Source organism: Salmonella sp. SG203 (genome assembly GCF_013350575.1).
In the GTDB taxonomy this organism is placed as follows: Bacteria; Pseudomonadota; Gammaproteobacteria; order Enterobacterales; family Enterobacteriaceae; genus Salmonella; species Salmonella enterica.
In genome coordinates this window covers 559985-576946 of record NZ_SNMT01000001.1, presented here as the reverse complement: position 1 = coordinate 576946, position 16962 = coordinate 559985, and the positions used below count along the sequence as shown (strand labels likewise).

Here is a 16962-nt window from a genome sequence, read left to right as displayed (position 1 = left end):
GCGACGTTTCTGGATGCACGCCAGGGAGGCAACCTAAGTGCCTGGCCGGGGCGGTATGACCTCTTCGACAGATAAGTTACGGCTATAAGGATAGATGACGTGAAATTAAGATGGTTTGCTTTTTTGGTAGTAATACTGGCTGGCTGTAGCTCAAAACAGGATTACAGGAATCCACCGTGGAATGCCGAAGTGCCTGTAAAGCGTGCGATGCAGTGGATGCCCATCAGTGAAAAAGCCGGGGCGGCATGGGGGGTTGATCCGCATTTAATCACCGCGATTATCGCCATTGAATCCGGCGGCAACCCTACCGCGGTCAGTAAGTCCAATGCGATTGGCCTGATGCAGTTAAAGGCGTCGACCTCCGGGCGCGACGTTTACCGTCGCATGGGCTGGCGTGGCGAACCGACCACCAGCGAGCTGAAAAACCCTGAGCGTAACATCTCAATGGGCGCGGCGTATCTGAGCATTCTGGAAAATGGGCCGCTGGCCGGCATCAAAGATCCGCAGGTGATGCAATATGCGCTGGTCGTCTCTTATGCTAACGGCGCAGGCGCGTTATTGCGTACTTTTTCATCCGACAGGAAGAAGGCGATAGAAAAAATTAACGATCTGGATGCGGACGAGTTTTTTGAGCATGTTGTTGATAATCATCCCGCGCCGCAGGCGCCGCGCTATATCTGGAAGCTTCAGCAGGCGCTGGACGCCATGTAGTTTAGCGTGAAGATTATTCTCGCACTTTATTCGCTCTTTCTCGGGCCTCGCGCTCAAGCGAAAAAATAATCCGCTGCAACTCCCGCTCCACCGCCGGGCTAACGTTAAGGAAACGAAAGCTCAGGCGGGGAGTGGTGATCGTTTCATTTTTCCCATCAATCACCTTACGCTCGCTGATGGCGATAAGCTGGGCGTCAACGTGAAAAATCCCCCATTGCCCCATGTTCAGTTCAACCTGCGAAAAGCGCGCGCCTTCGATTAGTCCGTCGGGGATGGCGGATTCCAGTAGCGCGCCCATGCCGCCCAGGGAAAGATCAAACAGGCGAAAACGTAACGTACGGGTGTCCGGTAGCGTGGTGACGCCGTAATAAGGCGGATACAGCGGCGCGCCAATGCGAAAATACTCCCGGCGCTGGACAAACCACAGTGACGACGGCAGGGGCGTGATAAAGGCCGGCAGCCGCTGATATTCGCCTGTAACGAGTTGCGGCAACGTGAACTCGACTTTTGCGCCCTGCGTTTCTGCGATAATGGCTACCTGTCCGGCACGTAATACGGCGCTATTTTCATATTCCTGGCTGCCGTAATCCACGATGAGTTTTTCCGGGTCTACCGCCAAAATTTTACTGATGAATTGACCATTCGCCCATGAAATACGCAGTGGAACCTGATTTTTATTTAAATCCCGTAGCACGCCTAATATCGCTAATGGATTTTTTTTCAGGAACTGCTCATTGTAACCACTCACACGAAATAACCCCTGATACGCAGACTATCGTTGGGTTATCGGCATCGGTAGAAAGAACTTAATAGCGATAAATAAATTTTTATGTCCGCGAGATAAATCAGTGTTCAGAAATGCGACGCTTGACTTTGCCTATACTTAAAACGTTTTTACTGGAAAGAGGGTTTGCAAATGGGAATTATCGCCTGGATTGTTTTTGGTTTGATTGCCGGCGTTATCGCCAAATTGCTTATGCCGGGGCGCGATGGCGGGGGATTTATCCTGACCTGTATTCTCGGTATCGTCGGGGCGGTCGTTGGCGGATGGCTGGCGACGATGTTTGGTATTGGCGGCAGTATCAGCGGCTTTAATCTGCACAGTTTCCTGGTCGCCGTGGTGGGTGCGATCGTGGTGCTGGTGATTTTCCGCCTTCTGCGACGCGGCTAACTGCTGCAGAACGTTTAAGCGTTGACCCGGTCATCGCCGGGTCAACCTAAAACACGCGTTACTGCGTCGCTGCAGACGGCGTTTTTGTCGGCGTTGCGCTTAACGATGCCGGACGAGTAGACGGTACGCTATCGCACGGTTTTTCCTGCGGACAAATCAGATCGAGCATTTTCAGCGTCACGCCGTTGGTCCAGCCAAAGCCGTCCTGAAGGGGATATTCGCCGCCGCCACCGCCGGTTCCGGTACTGCTGACGTCATATTTTTCGACCAGTTTTTTCTCGCGATCGTAGGTGTGCTGCACATTGGTTAAAAAGCGCCAGGTGACTTCCATTGCCACGTCATCCTGCCCATAATTTTGTAATCCTTCGGCAGCGACCCATTGTAACGGCGCCCAGCCGTTTGGCGCATCCCACTGCTGTCCGCTTTTAACCGAGGTGGTAGCCAGCCCGCCAGGCTGTAGCAGATGCGCCTGGGCCGCCGCCGCCACTTTCGCGGCGCGATCTTTCGCGGCGGCGTTTACATAGAGCGGGAACAGCGCGGCAGCGGTGAGTTGGTCACGGATTTTATTGTTCTGCAGATCGTAGTCGGCATACCAACCCTCTTTGTTATTCCACAGATGCATTTCAATGGCTTTTTGCCGCGCGTTGGCCAGCGCGTCATATTGCGAGGCTTTGGCCCGATCGCCCGCCGCAGCGCTGGCGCGGGCGAGGGTTTTCTCCAGCTGATACAGCAGAGCGTTAAGATCGACAGGGACAATCGTGGTGGTACGAATGGTACTGAGCTGCTGCGGATTATCCATCCAGCGGGAGCTGAAATCCCAGCCGGAGGCGGCGGCAGATCGGAGGTCTCGATAGATCTCCGTTGCCGGGCGGTTGGGGTTGCTTTTGGCGGTAGCGATATCTTCAACCCAGGATTCAGGGCGGGGCGTATCCCGATCGTCCCAGTAGCGGTTGAGAACGCTGCCGTCCTCCAGTTTGACGACGCGTTGGTTTTGTTGCCCTGGCTGCAATGTCTCAACGCCCTCCATCCAGTAGGCGTACTCTTTTTGCAGTTGCGGCAGGTATTCTTTCAGCGCATCGTCACCTTCATGTTGCGCCAGTAACTCAACCATAAACGCAAAGAAAGGCGGCTGCGAACGACTCAGGTAGTAGGTACGGTTGCCGTTGGGAATATGCCCCCAGGCGTCAATTTCGTAACCAAAGTTCGCCACCATATCCGCCACCTTATCCCAGTGCCCGCTTTCTGCCAGCCCCAGCATCGTAAAGTAGCTGTCCCAGTAGTAAATCTCTCTGAATCGCCCACCCGGTACGACATAGGATTCAGGCAACGGCAAGAGCGAGTCCCACTTTTCGACGTTTTTAGTTGAACGGGTCAGCACCGGCCACAGGCCATCAATATGTTCACGCAATGACTGCCCGGCAGGCGGGACATATTTTTCACCCGCTTTCGGCAGGGTGAAGTTAACATCAACAAAATGACGCAAATCGAAGCCGGACTGGTTCCGCTGCATACGATAATCCGCAAGAATCATGAGCGGATCGCTATTAGGTATGGCGTCAGCAAAGGTTTTCTGATCGGGGAAGAGTTTTGCATTCTGGACATCATTAAAGAGCGGGCCAAGCAAAATATCCGGCGGCTGCGGAGTTTCAGTGTCGGAAGACGGGTCTGCGGCAGTCGCCGAAAACGATGCAAACGTCAGCAGCGTCCCTGCCAGCGCCAGTTTTATGGCTTTCTGCAGTAGAACAGAACGGCGAATCTCTGGGGGTATCATCAAGTTATCTCCTTAGCGGTGAGCCAAAGCCAACGGCATTTACCATGACAAAACCTTAGTCTACGATGACCAGATACGCGTGATTGAACCGCTATTTTGCGAACAAACAGACATTTTATTGAGACAGAATTTATCGGCGCGCGCGTGGAAAACGGGGGATACAGACAAAAAATCCACGCCGGGACGTGGATTTTAGCGCAATAACTTGTAGCCTTAACCCGGATAGATACCGCGATCTTTACGGGCCAACAGAATGCGCTCACAGGCGACAATATAGGCTGCGGTGCGCAGAGAACAGGATTTCTCAGCCGCTTTCTCCCAGACATGGACAATCGCGTCGGTCATGATTTTGTCCATGCGCGCGTTGATCTCTTCTTCGCTCCAGAAGAAGCTGGCCATATCTTGTACCCATTCGAAGTAGCTGACGGTTACGCCGCCTGCGTTACAGACCACGTCAGGCACCACAAGGATACCACGGCTGGCCAGAACATCATCAGCATCCGGATAGGTCGGGCCGTTAGCCCCTTCCAGCACCAGCTTACACGTCAGGGCTTCCGCGCGCTGACGAGTTATCTGGCCTTCAAGCGCCGCCGGGATCAGAATATCCATCTCCAGACGCCAGAACGCATCGCTGGCGATAGTTTCCGCGCCCGGGAAACCGGCTATCTGTTTGTGTTCTGTCTGCCATGCCGTGAGCGCCTTCATGTCAATACCGGTGGCGTTAAACAGCGTCGCGGTATGATCCTGAATCGCCACGACACGGGCGCCAGCGCCTGCAAACAGACGCGCGGCTTCGCTGCCGACGTTACCAAAACCCTGAACCGCAACGCGAGCGCCTTCAACGGCGATATTCGCCCGACGTGCGGCTTCCAGCCCGCTGACGAAAACGCCGCGCCCCGTCGCTTTTTCACGACCCAGCGAACCGCCAAGATGGATAGGCTTACCGGTGACGACGCCAGTGACCGTCGTGCCATGATTCATGGAATACGTATCCATCATCCAGGCCATCACTTTACCGTTGGTGCCGACATCCGGCGCAGGAATATCTTTCTGCGGCCCGATGATAATGCCGATCTCGCTGGTATAGCGGCGGGTCAAACGCTCCAGTTCACCTTCCGACAGCGAGAACGGATCGACGCGGATGCCGCCTTTGGCGCCGCCGTACGGCAGATTCAGCGCGGCACATTTGATGGTCATCCATGCTGACAGGGCCATCACTTCATTGAGATCAACGTCAGGATGGTAGCGAACACCGCCTTTACCCGGACCTCGGGAGAGGTTGTGCTGCACGCGATATCCTTCGAAATGACGAATAGTGCCATCATCCATTTGTACCGGAATATCGACGATCAGAGCGCGTTTTGGGTGGCGCAGAGTATCCACCCAGGGAGATAACTCGCCCAGATAAGGGGCCACACGCTCGATTTGTTGCAGGTAGGTATTCCAGGCAGATGTGCTGCTATCTGAAGCGTAAGATAACTTATCCATGATAAACCTTAGTGATAAAAGTAATATGTTCTTTAATTGACCGTGGTACATAGTAGATCACACCATGTAGCGATAAATTTAACACTTTTTTAAACAATTAACTCAGATCAAAAATGGCAGGCAGTTGGATTTTCGTTATGTTTTTGGATGAGAAGTGGTTAACTATCCGTTATAAGAGGTGATATATTGCTAATTATGCAATTATTTGCTTAAATATGCGCAATATGTGCAAGGCGGCTATTTGTCATAATTATGACGCACCTCTAAAAGTAAACATTATGATAACGACATGTATCAATGTTATGTCGTCCTGTCGGCGGGGAAACGTCTTCGCCAGGCGCGTAAAAAGATAAAAATAACCGGAGTCAGACGGCGCTGGCCCCGGTTTACCTCTTTATTGTTGACGCGACTCAAGCCATACCAGCGCCAGCGTCGACAGTGAGCACATCAGCAGAATGCCGACAAACCACAGTAAATACCACATCGCTCCCGCTCCCTAATAAAGTTCATGATCGTTGCGGCGGAGGGTCTCCAGGTTGATACGCCCCAACATTTTGTAATAGCTCCATAGCGTATAGAGCAGTACGATCGGCAGAAAAATCAGCACAATCACCAGCATGATTTCGAGCGTCATCTGGCTGGAGGTGCTGTCCCACACCGTCAGGCTGGAGAGAGGACTAACACTCGACGGCATCACAAAAGGAAATAGCGTTATGCCGGCGGTAAAGATGACGCAGGCCTGGGTCAGGGAAGCGAACAGAAATCCACGAATAGTCTGACCGCGAAGGCAGGCATAGAAAGCCAGAATCGGCAGGATCATACCGAGCAACGGGATGATGAGCAGTAGCGGCGAGCGTATAAAGTGGTTCATCCATGCGCCAGGGAGTATCGCCACGCCTTTTAAGAGCGGATTGGAAGGGCCGTTGGCATCCTGCGTGAGTAAGACAAAGCCATCAACGCCGGCCCACAGCCAGTAACCGGCCAGCAGGAAGCAGATCACGATCAGCAGCGCGCTGTGGCGGGTGGCCGACAGAGCCCGTTGACGAATAACGCCCTCCGTTTTCAACTGTAGCCAGACGCCTCCTTGCATAATCACCAACGACAAACTCAATAATCCACACAGCAGGGCAAAGGGCGAGAGTAACTGCCAGAAGGTGCCAAAATAGTCAACATGAAGCTGCGGCGTGAAGGCAAACGGCACGCCTAAAAACAGGTTGCCGAACGCGATGCCGAATACGACTGGGGGAACCAGGCTGCCAATAACCAGACCGGTATCCCACAGCGCGCGCCAGCGGGCATTGGCGATTTTACCTCGATAATCAAAGGCCAGCGGGCGAAAGAAGAGGGCACACAGCACCAGGATCATCGCCACATAAAAACCGGAAAACGCGGCGGCATAGACCCGTGGCCAGGCGGCGAATAATGCCCCGCCCGCGAGAATCAACCATACCTGGTTTCCTTCCCAGTGGGCGCCGACGCTATTGATCAATACCCGGCGTTCGTCATCGTTGCGCGCTATCAGCGGGAGCAGGCAACCGACACCCATATCAAACCCGTCAGTTACCATAAATGCCACCAGGATGACGCCGATCAGCAGCCACCAAATGAACCGCAACGTTTCATAATCCAACATGATTGTCTCCTTTATCCCTGTTGTTGCGCTTGTTGTTGATGTTGCATGGCGCTCGGCCCAAGACGCGCGTACTTCTGCATCAGATAGACTTCCGCGATTAAAAACAGGGTGTAAAGTCCGAGGATAAGCCCCATTGAGAAGGCCAACTGGCCCGGCGTCAGCGCGGAGTGAGCGTACCAGGTCGGCAGAATGTCCTGAATCGCCCAGGGCTGACGGCCAAACTCCGTCATAAACCAACCGGCTTCAATGGCAATCCACGGTAACGGCAGGCTCCACAGCGTCATACGCAATACCCAGCGATGCTGGTCGATACGCATTCGCAGCGTCTGTATCAACGCAATCAACATCACCACTAACAGTAGCGAACCGCAGCCGACCATAATACGGAAACTCCAGAACACCGGCGCCACCTGAGGAATAGCGCCACGCTGGGCCGCACGATACTGCTCCGGCGTCACATGGTTCATATCCGGGGCATATTTCGCCAGCAGAATGCCGTACCCCAGATCGCCCTCAACGGCGTGAAACGCATTCAGTACCTGCGGCGAGCGATTGCCTTGCGCTATCTCCTGCATGAGTAGCCAGGCCTCCCGGCCACGCTTCAGGCGCGGCAGAGCGTCGTCCATCAGGTTTTTTAACCCCGGAACCGGCGTATCCAGCGAATGGGTGGCCAGAATACCCAGCAGAGCAGGGATCTTCACGGCAAATGCATTACGCTCCTGTTCCTGCTGCGGCCAGGCAATCAGATGAAACGGCGCGGGCGCGGGTTCGGTTTGCCATTCGCCTTCCATCGCCGCCAGTTTCACCGGCTGAATTCGGGCGACCTCGTAGGCCGAACTGTCCCCCAGTTGCAGGGTTCCCAGAATGGCCAGGGTGCCGAATACTGAGCCGATAGCAAACGAGCGCAAGGCCACCTCACGCTCGCGGCCACGTAGCAGATACCAGGCGCTGATGGACATAATAAACATGGCGCCGGTGACATAACCGGACATGACGGTATGGACGAATTTCACCTGGCTCACCGGGTTAAAGACCAGATCGCTGAAGCTGCTCATTTCCATCCGTAACGTATCGATGTTGAAATGAGCGCCGGTAGGATACTGCATCCAGCCATTGGCATTCAGAATCCATAATGCTGAAATATTGGAGCCGAAGGCCACCAGCCAGGTGACCAGCAGGTGTTGGTATTTATTCAGCCGCTGCCAGCCGAAAAAGAACAGGCCGACAAAAGTGGATTCGAGAAAGAAGGCCAGTAACGCTTCCATCGCCAGCGGCGCGCCGAAGATATCGCCCACATAGTTGGAATAGAGCGACCAGTTAGTCCCGAACTGAAACTCCATGGTCAGGCCGGTAGCCACACCGAGAGCAAAATTGATCCCGAAGAGCTTGCCCCAGAAACGCGTCATATCGCGGTAGACGGTTTTCCCCGTCACCACATAGATCGTCTCCATGACGGCCAGCAAAAAAATCAGCCCAAGCGTAAGAGGAACAAATAAAAAGTGATACAGCGCGGTCAGCGCAAACTGCCAGCGCGATAAGTCAATGACATCCCACATGCTAACTCCTGTAGGCAGAAAGAGAGTAAAAAGCTAATCAGTACCGGACACCGGTGACGTTCCTGTTGAGAGCGCTAGCGCGTCTCCAGCCATCGGCAGACTTCATCCAGGCGCTGGCGCGAATCGGCCAGATCTTCCGGGGCCGCCAGTACCAGCTCCGGCAAAGGACAAATCTCATAGCTATCGAGCAACGGCCCTTTAAGGGCGTCCAGACAGCGCACATGCCAGAGATGGCGCAATGCTGTGGCGTTGATTTGGCTTTCGCCATACCCGGAGATGCGAATCTGGATGTTCCCGTGTCCGCATAAACGCGCCAGAAAAAGACGATCGGCCTCGCTGAGCGGCAGTTGGGTCAAATTGATGCTGTGTGGTTGCAACGCCGGATCGCGTACGTGCGCCAATAATTCATGGGCCAGCGGCAGTCCATTCATCAGGCCAGCGACAGGCGGAGGCAGCAGAGAGTCGTCAGGCAACGTATCGGCAGTCGCCGCTTGCCATAATGTCAGGGGCGCGCTACCTGCTTCCAGACGATCCGTCAGCAGACGTCGGTTATGCAGATGGCGTACTCGCCACAGGCCGCAGAAGATGGTCTCCTGGATCTCGCTTTCACTCCCGTCCGGATGCTGAATGCGTACTGAGACTTCGCCTTCGCCCAATAGCGTATTGAGGAATGAGAGATCATCGGCATTCAGGGGAGATAACTCCCATCCCAGCACGTCGCCGACTTCCGGAATGCGCCGGGCAAGCTGACCTCGCAGATCGGTCAACAATGCCATCACCGCCGGGCTGTGAGCGCAGCGCTCCAGCGCCGCCATACTTGGGTCGCCATTGACCTGACAGGCGAGCGGTAAGGGATTCATCGAGAAACTGGCGTCATCAGGCTGCGTACCTGGCCCCAGCAGATGAAAAAAGGTGTTGCTCATTGTGCTGTCTCCTGCGCTGCGGGAGTGTCAACCATCGAACGCATCAGCGTGAGCAGTTCAGCCCAGGGATGAATGCCGCTGAGCGCGCCGCGTAGCTCGCCGTCTGTAAAAACCAACGTCGCCGGAAACCGACGAACATTAAAGCGATCGCCGATAGCTTCGCTTTGTTCAAGGTCGGCCACCGCCACCTGCCAGTCAAACTGCGGGAACTCACGCAGGAGTTCGGCAATCATCACCGGGTTATCGCTGACTTCCGGCGTACGCCGCGGATCGCTACTTAACAGGATGACGCCATCTCCAACCCGTTTGATCCAGTCGTCTACCGTGGAAGCCTCTACCGGTTGCCATCCACGGGTTAACAGGCGTTGCCATAGCGCAGAGAACGGGGTGTCATTCGCCACTTCTTTTGCCCTCCAGACGTGTCTGATACTGACGTATGCGCACTCCCTCATAATTTTCCATCGACAGGCATTTATAGTTCAGGCAGCGTGCGACCTCGTTTGCCTGCGGTACGATCCCCCAGGCGGCCAGTTGCGCCAGGGCGGCCTGTTCCGCCGCCGGTAGCTGGCCGCGAGCTATTTCGCTCAGGCTACCGCCATAGTCGTCCAGTTGCGCCGGTTGCAGACCGACCAGCGCTATGTGACAGGGCAGATGCCCGCGGATGTCGGCCAGCGCCAGAACTTCGGAAAAACTGTTTTGATGCAGACTCATTTTTTTGGCGCTGAGATACGCGGGGATTTTCTCGCCGGCATAGGTTCGCAGGCTGCCCGGCGCCAGGCCGTAATCGATCGCGTCAAGGAGCAGGAGATGGCTGGCTTGCTCTACATAACCTAACAGGTTTAGCCCTTGCGTACCGCCGTCCACAATTTCTACCTCTTCAGGCCAGTGATATCGGGCATACAAACGCTCCGCGACCCGGATACCGAATCCTTCATCGGCCCACAGCAGGTTTCCTAACCCCATCACCACTACGCGTTGCGCATTCATGAGGGCTCCTTGTCGTGCGGTTTGGGGAATTTATGGCTGCGATAGCCATTGATCATGGTGGAGATCACCGTATCGTCGGACATAATGTCTTCCCGGATAGCGAGGTAAACGTGCCCGACGATGAAGGCGGCGATCAGCCACATACCCAGTCGGTGCCAGCTGTGAATATCGATGGAGTTGCCGCCGGTCCAGTAGAAAAATTCAACCACATAGCGGAACGGCGCAAAGATCGCGTACTGGCTATGCTCGCCAAACAGAGCGAAACCGGTGAGGATCATAAATACCGACAACAGGAAATAGCCGAACATCGCGGCCTGCGCGACAGGGTTATGTCCGATGTCGCTCCCCGGTTTTTTCTCCAGAAACAGATACCAGCGGACCACGGAGAAAGCGCCTTGCCACCAACTGCGACGCCAGACCGGGACGATAAACAGCTCTCGTGAATAGCGGTTGCCGACACAGGCCCAATAAATTCGCCCCAGCAGTAACACGGTAAAGATCATCGCGGCGGCAAAGTGGATCAGCCGGATATAGCCCATATAAAACAGATAGGTCGCCTCGCCACTCACCGACGGCAGCGGTCGGCCAATGAAGTAGCCTGTTACCATCAGTACCAACATGCAGGCCACCGTTAGCCAGTGCCACAGGCGTACCGGCGCTTCAAACACATAGTGGCTGACGGCAGTATCACGCGCCTCCCCGACGCGTGGAGATAGCTTTCCAGTCATCGTTCTTTTCCTTAACGCTTAGCGTACCTGGACGGCAATCAGTTCGCTGCCGTCGTCGCCGAGCACGTGGGTTGAACAGGCGAGGCAGGGGTCGAAGCTGTGCAGCGTCCTCAGGATTTCTAACGGTTGGTCGGGAATCGCCATTTGCGTTCCCATCAATGCCGCTTCATAGGCGCCGATCTGTTTTTTAGGATCGCGCGGGCTGGCGTTCCAGGTGGTGGGGACCACGCACTGATAGAGTTCAATCTTCTGATCGCGTATTGACGCCCAGTGCCCCAACGCTCCGCGAGGCGCTTCGGTAAAACCGATGCCGCGGCAGTGCTGCGGCCAACTGGCCGGTTCCCATTTCTCGGTATTGGCGGTGGCCAGGTCGCCGTTTTTCAGGTTGGTCATAAGCCTGTCGAAAAAATACTGCAGCTTACCGACGGCCCATTGCGCTTCGTGCGCGCGGCATAAAATACGGCCAAGCGTAGACTGGATACCGGAGAGCGGCAGTTTAAGGGCGGACATCATGCGATCTACCGACTCTATGGTGGCGGCGTCCCCTTTGTGGTACGCGATAAGCGTTCGGGCAAGCGGGCCGACTTCCATGGCATGACCCCGCCAGCGCGGCGCTTTAATCCAGGAGTAGCGTTCCTGCTCGTTGAGCTGCTGGATATGCGTATCGCTGCCTTTGACATCACCCGGGTTGTACCAGGGATCGGTAATGCCGTCAAAAGGATGACGACCCAGCCGATCGTCCGGATAGCGGTACCAGGCGTGATCCACAAACTCCTGTATCTGCTGCGGATCGGCCAAATCTACCGGCATGACATTTTTAAAGTCGCCATTGACCACTGCGCCGCCCGGCATTAACAGGCTTTGCTGGCTGAAGTCGTTGGCAATGTCCGGAAATGCGCCGTAGCTCAGCACGCATTTATCCGACAGACCGGTGCCAATTTGACTCCATGCTTTATTGAACTGGCCGATAGCCAGCGCGTCCGGAACCATCACGTTGTTAATGAAGTCGGCGGTGCGGGTGATGATCGACTGCACCAGGTTGAGGCGCTCCATATTGATAGCCCCGACCGCGCCGCTTTGATCGAGATTGATCGCGCACGGCATCCCGCCGACGATCCAGTTAGGATGGGGGTTCTTACCGCCAAATATGGTATGGATTTTGACGATCTCGCGCTGGAAGTCGAGGGCTTCAAGATAGTGGGCAAAGCCCATCAGATTAGCCTCTGGCGACAGTTTGTACTGTGGATGTCCCCAATAGCCGTTACGGAATATCCCAAGCTGGCCGCCATCGACAAATTTCTTCAATCGATTTTGTACGTCAAAGAAGTAGCCCGGCGATGACATCGGCCAGGCGGAAAGGCTTTGCGCCAACTGCGAGGTGGCGCGCGGATCGGCTTTCAGCGCATTCAGAACATCAATCCAGTCCATACCGGCTAACTGATAAAAATGGACCAGATGATCGTGACACCACAACGTAGCCAGCATGATGTTACGTATAATATTGGCGTTATCCGGCACCTGGATACCAATCGCATCTTCGATAGCGTACACCGATGCCAGAGCATGTACCCCGGTACATACACCACAAATACGTTCAACAAACGCCCAGGCGTCACGCGGGTCACGGCCTTGCAGAATGATCTCCAGCCCGCGGAACATCGTGCCGCAGGAAACGGCATTGGTAATGACGTTTTGCTCATCAATGTTCACTTCGCAGCGCATATGCCCTTCGATGCGGGTAATCGGGTCCACGATCAGACGACGGCCGGCGTCGTTAACGGTATAACCCTGGGTTTGATACTGGTTACTCATGCCTGTTTATCCTCATTGTCCGGCTGTTGTTCGGCTTGCGCTAACTGTTGTTTGTGGCGTTTACGTTGGTTGAGCGCGCTGGCGACAGCGTGACCGCCAACGCCCGCCGCGACCACGCCCAGCGCGGTCAGCCCCACCGTATCGGCGGTTGAATGGGTACCCATCTGGGGAATATCCACCACGCGGCTATAAAACGAGCCGCGATCCCAGAAACCATTTTCTGAACATCCCAGACATCCGTGACCGGACTGGATAGGAAAGGAGACGCCGTCATTCCAGCGTGTGGAGGAGCAGGCGTTATAGGTGGTTGGCCCTTTACAGCCCATCTTGTACAGGCAGTATCCCTTGCGGGCGGCGTCATCATCCCAGCTCTCGACAAATTCACCGGCGTCAAAATGGGCGCGGCGGTAGCATTTATCGTGGATACGCTGACCATAGAACATCAGTGGACGGCCCATGCGATCGAGTTCCGGCAGACGATCAAACGTCACCATATAGGTGATAATGGCGCTCATGACATCCGGGATTGGCGGACATCCAGGGACTTTCACGATCGGCTTGTCGGTGATCACTTTATCGATAGGCGTTGCCTGGGTTGGATTGGGGCGGGCGGCCTGGACGCAACCCCAGGAAGCGCAGTTTCCCCAGGCGATAATAGCGCTGGCGCCCGCGGCGGCTTTCTTCAGTTTTTCAATAAACGGGCGACCGCCGCTGATACAGAACATCCCTTGTTCTCCTAACGGTGGATTGCCTTCCACCGCCAGAATGTATTTCCCGGCGTAGCGAGTGGTAATATCGTCAAAGACTTCTTCGGCCTGTGCGCCGGCGGCGGCCATCAGGGTGTCGTCATAATCAAGGGAAATCAGCGAGAGGATCACATCTTTGGCTAGCGGGTGCGAGGAACGGATAAAGGATTCGGTACAGCAGGTGCATTCCAGTCCATGAATCCAGACCACCGGAATCCGCGGTTTATTCTCCAGCGCCCAGGCGATCTTTGGCGTCATTCCGGCGCCCAGTCCCAGCGATGTGGCGGCAAGGCTACAGAATTTGAGAAAGCTGCGTCGGGTCACTCCCTTACGACGCATGGCTTGATAAAAGGTCTCCTCGTTATTCATAACGCGTATTTTTTCTCCTTTTTGCACCACGCTCCGCCAGGGGCATAAGGCGCTTTTGCGGGTCCGTTGACGTTCCGCCAGCAAGGTAAATCATTGTGTTACGCGCGAGCGCGGAAACGAGCCCGATTCACTTTGCACCGGCGTATACCGCCAGAAATAATGTGAAAAAAGCGTATCGGATTAACGATAAGAAACAATGTGAAGTGTGTGGGTATAGCTTATAGCGGTATATTTATACCCATTATCGGTTTTTCGGCGAAAGGGCCGTGGCGGGGAAGGACGGTTGAGCTTGTTCCGGAATGAGGTTTTCAGCGAGCCACCTCGGGTAGATTTAGCCTGGTCTCGCCATTTCAGGGATACGTAAGTTGATGCAAAGGGAGGGAAGGTTTGATGTCATCGTTAAAAGAAGCATACTTCGTGATGATTTTTATATAAAATAGTGGTGCTGGTTTTAAAGGAATGCAAAAAAGAGACGGTTTGAAAGAGGGCGTCCCATGAAAAATAACATCAGATTTGACTTATCCGATTATTTGATTCATTTTTTTCGGAACGTTAATCTAGAGACCGGTAGCCATATTTATTTGCCTGAGCACTGTGGTTTTAATAATCAGCACCACGCATGTTCCATTGATGCTAAATATTTACTTAGATTATCTTTACGCAGTCATAAAATTTTCTCGTCCTGGTCATACCGAAATGGGCAACGAACCGTATATGGTGATTCCCCGGTGGTATGCTTTACAGATATGCCGATTGCAGCTTATTTAGAAACTGGTGTTCGCCGATTAGAACGAAATGAAAATATTGGTTTATATGCAATCGTTTTACCTAAAGAGCAAATGTTTAATTATGGGGCAAGGCCAGTCATATATGGGTTGGATCAGCATAACAATGCTCGATGCTCGCAAGGCAGATATGGGGAACGTATTCTTGATGAAACGGCTCTTCCTTTGATTGAACAATATAGATATGTTACTTATGTTCCAGGTAAGATTGACTGGACACATGAACGTGAATGGCGATGGCCATATCGTGGCGATATTAATAATTTCCTTAATCATATTAAAGAGTATGGTATTCCGGAAAACATCGAAAGTACCCCAGGATTTGATTTTAGATCAAGCGAAATAAGTGGTGCGGGGATAATCGTCCCGTTTGCAGAAGATATCCCTACCGTAGCTCACGATATTTTAACTTTAATTGACCGGGGTGTCATTGGAAGAAATACTTTCAAATTCATTATAGCTGTAGAGAGTTTACAATCATGGACCCAGCTCTCGGAACCGGGTGCGTTACTGTCCTGTATTAATGACAATACTTTCGAATTTGAATCTTTTTTTGATTTATCTGCATCTAAAGTAAAAAATTATGCTGACTCTATCAATAATTATGTAAATGAATTATATTCAAAAAAAGATTTTTTAAATGATAGTTATGCAATGGAATTTGGAAATGCCTGGGTCTGGATTCATGATAACCAATCCCAGGTGGTACGGGCGTTACTGCAGGCTGGAATGATCAAGGTTAATAAAGAAGGGCGGTACTTATTAGATGTTAATTTGGCTTCTGTTGATTGGCCATTAAGAAGAAAAGAGGCTTTCGCAAGTCATGTCGCGGGATGGCTCAAACATCGTTTTGATATCGAAGCGGGAAGGTATTCCGTTCGGGGAAAAGATGATTATGATGCGATCCCAAGTTATGAGACGCCGCTAAAGGACCAGCATCCTTTTTATAATCATACAGTGAATATCGACTGGTAATTAGGAAAAGAACTTACCCTGTTAGCTCTGCGTTAATTGAGCCTGTCAGTATGAGTTGAGATATTATGAAATAAAAAATCCACGCGGCTGCGTGGATTTTATGACTTTCTTTGCCTCTTATGAGATTCAGCAAAACCTCACGAGACAACAAATTTTATTTAGACGTTGAACAGGAAGTTCATTATATCGCCATCTTTAACGATATAATCTTTGCCTTCCGCTCGCATCTTACCGGCTTCTTTCGCGCCTTGTTCACCTTTATAGGTAATAAAGTCGTCAAAGGCGATAGTTTGGGCGCGGATAAAGCCTTTTTCAAAGTCGGTATGGATTTTACCTGCTGCCTGCGGCGCGGTTGCGCCAACCGGAATGGTCCATGCGCGAACTTCTTTCACCCCGGCGGTAAAGTAGGTCTGGAGGTTCAGCAGGCGATAACCTGCGCGAATAACGCGGTTCAGCCCCGGCTCTTCCAGACCCAGTTCAGCCATAAATTCGTCGCGCTCGTCATCATCCAGCTCAGCAATATCAGCTTCGACGGCGGCACACACCGGAACCACGACCGAACCTTCTTTCGCGGCGATTTCGCGAACCTGGTCCAGATACGGGTTATTTTCAAAACCGTCTTCATTGACATTAGCGATATACATTGTCGGCTTCAGCGTCAGGAAGCTTAAATAACGGATAGCCGCTTTATCTTCGTCCGTCAGGTCCAGCGAACGCAGCATCCCCGCTTCGGCCAGGTGCGGCAGGCATTTTTCCAGCGCGGCCAGTTCCGCTTTGGCGTCTTTATCGCCGCCTTTGGCTTTCTTCTGTACGCGATGGATAGCGCGCTCGCAGGTATCGAGGTCAGCCAGCGCCAGTTCGGTATTGATAACATCAATATCTTCTGCCGGGTTTACTTTACCCGCCACATGGATGATATTGTCGTTCTCAAAGCAGCGAACCACGTGACCGATAGCTTCAGTTTCACGGATATTGGTCAGGAACTGGTTACCCAACCCTTCGCCTTTGGATGCGCCTTTTACCAGACCGGCGATATCCACGAACTCCATCGTGGTTGGTAGAATGCGTTGCGGTTTAACAATCTCAGCCAACTGGTCCAGACGCGGATCGGGCATCGGCACGACACCGGTATTCGGTTCGATAGTGCAGAACGGAAAGTTTGCCGCTTCAATACCGGCTTTTGTCAGCGCGTTGAACAGGGTGGATTTCCCGACGTTGGGCAGACCGACGATACCGCATTTGAATCCCATGATTTAACTCACCTTAATATCTTAATAATCAACCTGTTATAGAAAACAGATTGCAGA

General features: G+C 53.2%; 16 protein-coding genes. 3 read left to right on the top strand and 13 right to left on the bottom strand.

From position 1 onward, the window contains the following. The first annotated feature begins 99 nt into the window (after positions 1-99). Positions 100-711 (top strand): membrane-bound lytic murein transglycosylase EmtA, encoded by a 612-nt coding sequence (gene emtA, locus HV477_RS02880; protein WP_079898767.1) that lies wholly within the window; start codon positions 100-102, stop codon positions 709-711. Positions 712-724: 13 nt separating this feature from the next. Here emtA and ycgR read toward each other — a convergent pair whose 3' ends face one another. Continuing rightward, a complete protein-coding gene (gene ycgR, locus HV477_RS02875) occupies positions 725-1459 on the bottom strand; it encodes a flagellar brake protein YcgR (RefSeq protein WP_001525167.1) in 735 nt (244 codons plus the stop codon). A 168-nt stretch (positions 1460-1627) separates the two neighbouring features. Between ycgR and HV477_RS02870 the strand changes: the two genes are divergently transcribed. Then, positions 1628-1882, top strand: coding sequence for a GlsB/YeaQ/YmgE family stress response membrane protein (locus tag HV477_RS02870; protein WP_000511323.1), 255 nt, complete (start codon positions 1628-1630; stop codon positions 1880-1882). Between the two features lie 58 nt (positions 1883-1940). Here HV477_RS02870 and HV477_RS02865 read toward each other — a convergent pair whose 3' ends face one another. The 11 genes from HV477_RS02865 to hyaA all read right to left on the bottom strand — a co-directional run bounded on the left by HV477_RS02865 (position 1941) and on the right by hyaA (position 13895). Beyond that, a complete protein-coding gene (locus HV477_RS02865) occupies positions 1941-3653 on the bottom strand; it encodes an alpha,alpha-trehalase (protein ID WP_000612829.1) in 1713 nt (570 codons plus the stop codon). 213 nt (positions 3654-3866) lie between these two features. Next, on the bottom strand, positions 3867-5141 hold the full coding sequence (locus HV477_RS02860) for a Glu/Leu/Phe/Val dehydrogenase (protein WP_001526439.1): 1275 nt from the start codon (positions 5139-5141) through the stop codon (positions 3867-3869). Positions 5142-5535: 394 nt separating this feature from the next. Beyond that, entirely contained in the window at positions 5536-5625 is a 90-nt protein-coding gene (gene cbdX, locus HV477_RS02855; protein ID WP_000270301.1) for a cytochrome bd-II oxidase subunit CbdX, read from the bottom strand. Positions 5626-5637: 12 nt separating this feature from the next. Further along, entirely contained in the window at positions 5638-6774 is a 1137-nt protein-coding gene (gene appB, locus HV477_RS02850; RefSeq protein WP_000888110.1) for a cytochrome d ubiquinol oxidase subunit II, read from the bottom strand. Positions 6775-6785: 11 nt separating this feature from the next. Beyond that, positions 6786-8330, bottom strand: coding sequence for a cytochrome bd-II oxidase subunit 1 (gene appC, locus HV477_RS02845; RefSeq protein WP_000263617.1), 1545 nt, complete (start codon positions 8328-8330; stop codon positions 6786-6788). A 74-nt stretch (positions 8331-8404) separates the two neighbouring features. Then, the gene (locus HV477_RS02840) at positions 8405-9253 is read right to left on the bottom strand and encodes a hydrogenase expression/formation protein (RefSeq protein ID WP_079898768.1); all 849 of its coding nucleotides are present in this window, start codon (positions 9251-9253) and stop codon (positions 8405-8407) included. Beyond that, the gene (hyaE, locus tag HV477_RS02835) at positions 9250-9654 is read right to left on the bottom strand and encodes a hydrogenase-1 operon protein HyaE (protein ID WP_001579618.1); all 405 of its coding nucleotides are present in this window, start codon (positions 9652-9654) and stop codon (positions 9250-9252) included. The genes HV477_RS02840 and hyaE overlap by 4 nt, the downstream gene beginning before the upstream one ends. Then, on the bottom strand, positions 9644-10240 hold the full coding sequence (hyaD, locus tag HV477_RS02830; RefSeq protein WP_000993807.1) for a hydrogenase 1 maturation protease: 597 nt from the start codon (positions 10238-10240) through the stop codon (positions 9644-9646). Before hyaD ends, hyaE begins: the two co-directional genes overlap by 11 nt. Next, positions 10237-10968, bottom strand: a complete 732-nt coding sequence (gene hyaC / locus HV477_RS02825) for a Ni/Fe-hydrogenase b-type cytochrome subunit (protein WP_000147031.1) — start codon at positions 10966-10968, stop codon at positions 10237-10239. Before hyaC ends, hyaD begins: the two co-directional genes overlap by 4 nt. Positions 10969-10986: 18 nt before the next feature. Further along, positions 10987-12780, bottom strand: a complete 1794-nt coding sequence (gene hyaB / locus HV477_RS02820) for a Ni/Fe-hydrogenase large subunit (RefSeq protein ID WP_000070982.1) — start codon at positions 12778-12780, stop codon at positions 10987-10989. Next, positions 12777-13895 carry a hydrogenase 1 small subunit gene (gene hyaA / locus HV477_RS02815; protein ID WP_001058312.1) on the bottom strand — a complete coding sequence of 373 codons (1119 nt, stop codon included), beginning with the start codon at positions 13893-13895 and terminating at the stop codon, positions 12777-12779. Before hyaA ends, hyaB begins: the two co-directional genes overlap by 4 nt. A gap of 494 nt (positions 13896-14389) precedes the next feature. Between hyaA and HV477_RS02810 the strand changes: the two genes are divergently transcribed. Further along, positions 14390-15655 (top strand): DUF4427 domain-containing protein, encoded by a 1266-nt coding sequence (locus HV477_RS02810; RefSeq protein WP_079898769.1) that lies wholly within the window; start codon positions 14390-14392, stop codon positions 15653-15655. A 158-nt stretch (positions 15656-15813) separates the two neighbouring features. Here the strand turns inward: HV477_RS02810 and ychF are convergent, their stop codons facing one another. Then, complete coding sequence (gene ychF, locus HV477_RS02805; RefSeq protein ID WP_000505850.1) at positions 15814-16905, bottom strand: redox-regulated ATPase YchF; 1092 nt, start codon at positions 16903-16905, stop codon at positions 15814-15816. Positions 16906-16962: the final 57 nt, after the last annotated feature.

Excerpts from the sequence above, each read along its gene's own strand:
- hyaD (WP_000993807.1), bottom strand. The coding sequence starts at position 10,240 with ATGAATGCGCAACGCGTAGTGGTGATGGGGTTAGGAAACCTGCTGTGG.
- HV477_RS02870 (WP_000511323.1), top strand. The coding sequence starts at position 1,628 with ATGGGAATTATCGCCTGGATTGTTTTTGGTTTGATTGCCGGCGTTATC.
- appB (WP_000888110.1), bottom strand. The coding sequence starts at position 6,774 with ATGTTGGATTATGAAACGTTGCGGTTCATTTGGTGGCTGCTGATCGGC.
- HV477_RS02810 (WP_079898769.1), top strand. The coding sequence starts at position 14,390 with ATGAAAAATAACATCAGATTTGACTTATCCGATTATTTGATTCATTTT.
- ychF (WP_000505850.1), bottom strand. The coding sequence starts at position 16,905 with ATGGGATTCAAATGCGGTATCGTCGGTCTGCCCAACGTCGGGAAATCC.
- hyaA (WP_001058312.1), bottom strand. The coding sequence starts at position 13,895 with ATGAATAACGAGGAGACCTTTTATCAAGCCATGCGTCGTAAGGGAGTG.
- HV477_RS02840 (WP_079898768.1), bottom strand. The coding sequence starts at position 9,253 with ATGAGCAACACCTTTTTTCATCTGCTGGGGCCAGGTACGCAGCCTGAT.
- HV477_RS02860 (WP_001526439.1), bottom strand. The coding sequence starts at position 5,141 with ATGGATAAGTTATCTTACGCTTCAGATAGCAGCACATCTGCCTGGAAT.
- appC (WP_000263617.1), bottom strand. The coding sequence starts at position 8,330 with ATGTGGGATGTCATTGACTTATCGCGCTGGCAGTTTGCGCTGACCGCG.
- cbdX (WP_000270301.1), bottom strand. The coding sequence starts at position 5,625 with ATGTGGTATTTACTGTGGTTTGTCGGCATTCTGCTGATGTGCTCACTG.
- HV477_RS02865 (WP_000612829.1), bottom strand. The coding sequence starts at position 3,653 with ATGATACCCCCAGAGATTCGCCGTTCTGTTCTACTGCAGAAAGCCATA.
- hyaB (WP_000070982.1), bottom strand. The coding sequence starts at position 12,780 with ATGAGTAACCAGTATCAAACCCAGGGTTATACCGTTAACGACGCCGGC.
- hyaC (WP_000147031.1), bottom strand. The coding sequence starts at position 10,968 with ATGACTGGAAAGCTATCTCCACGCGTCGGGGAGGCGCGTGATACTGCC.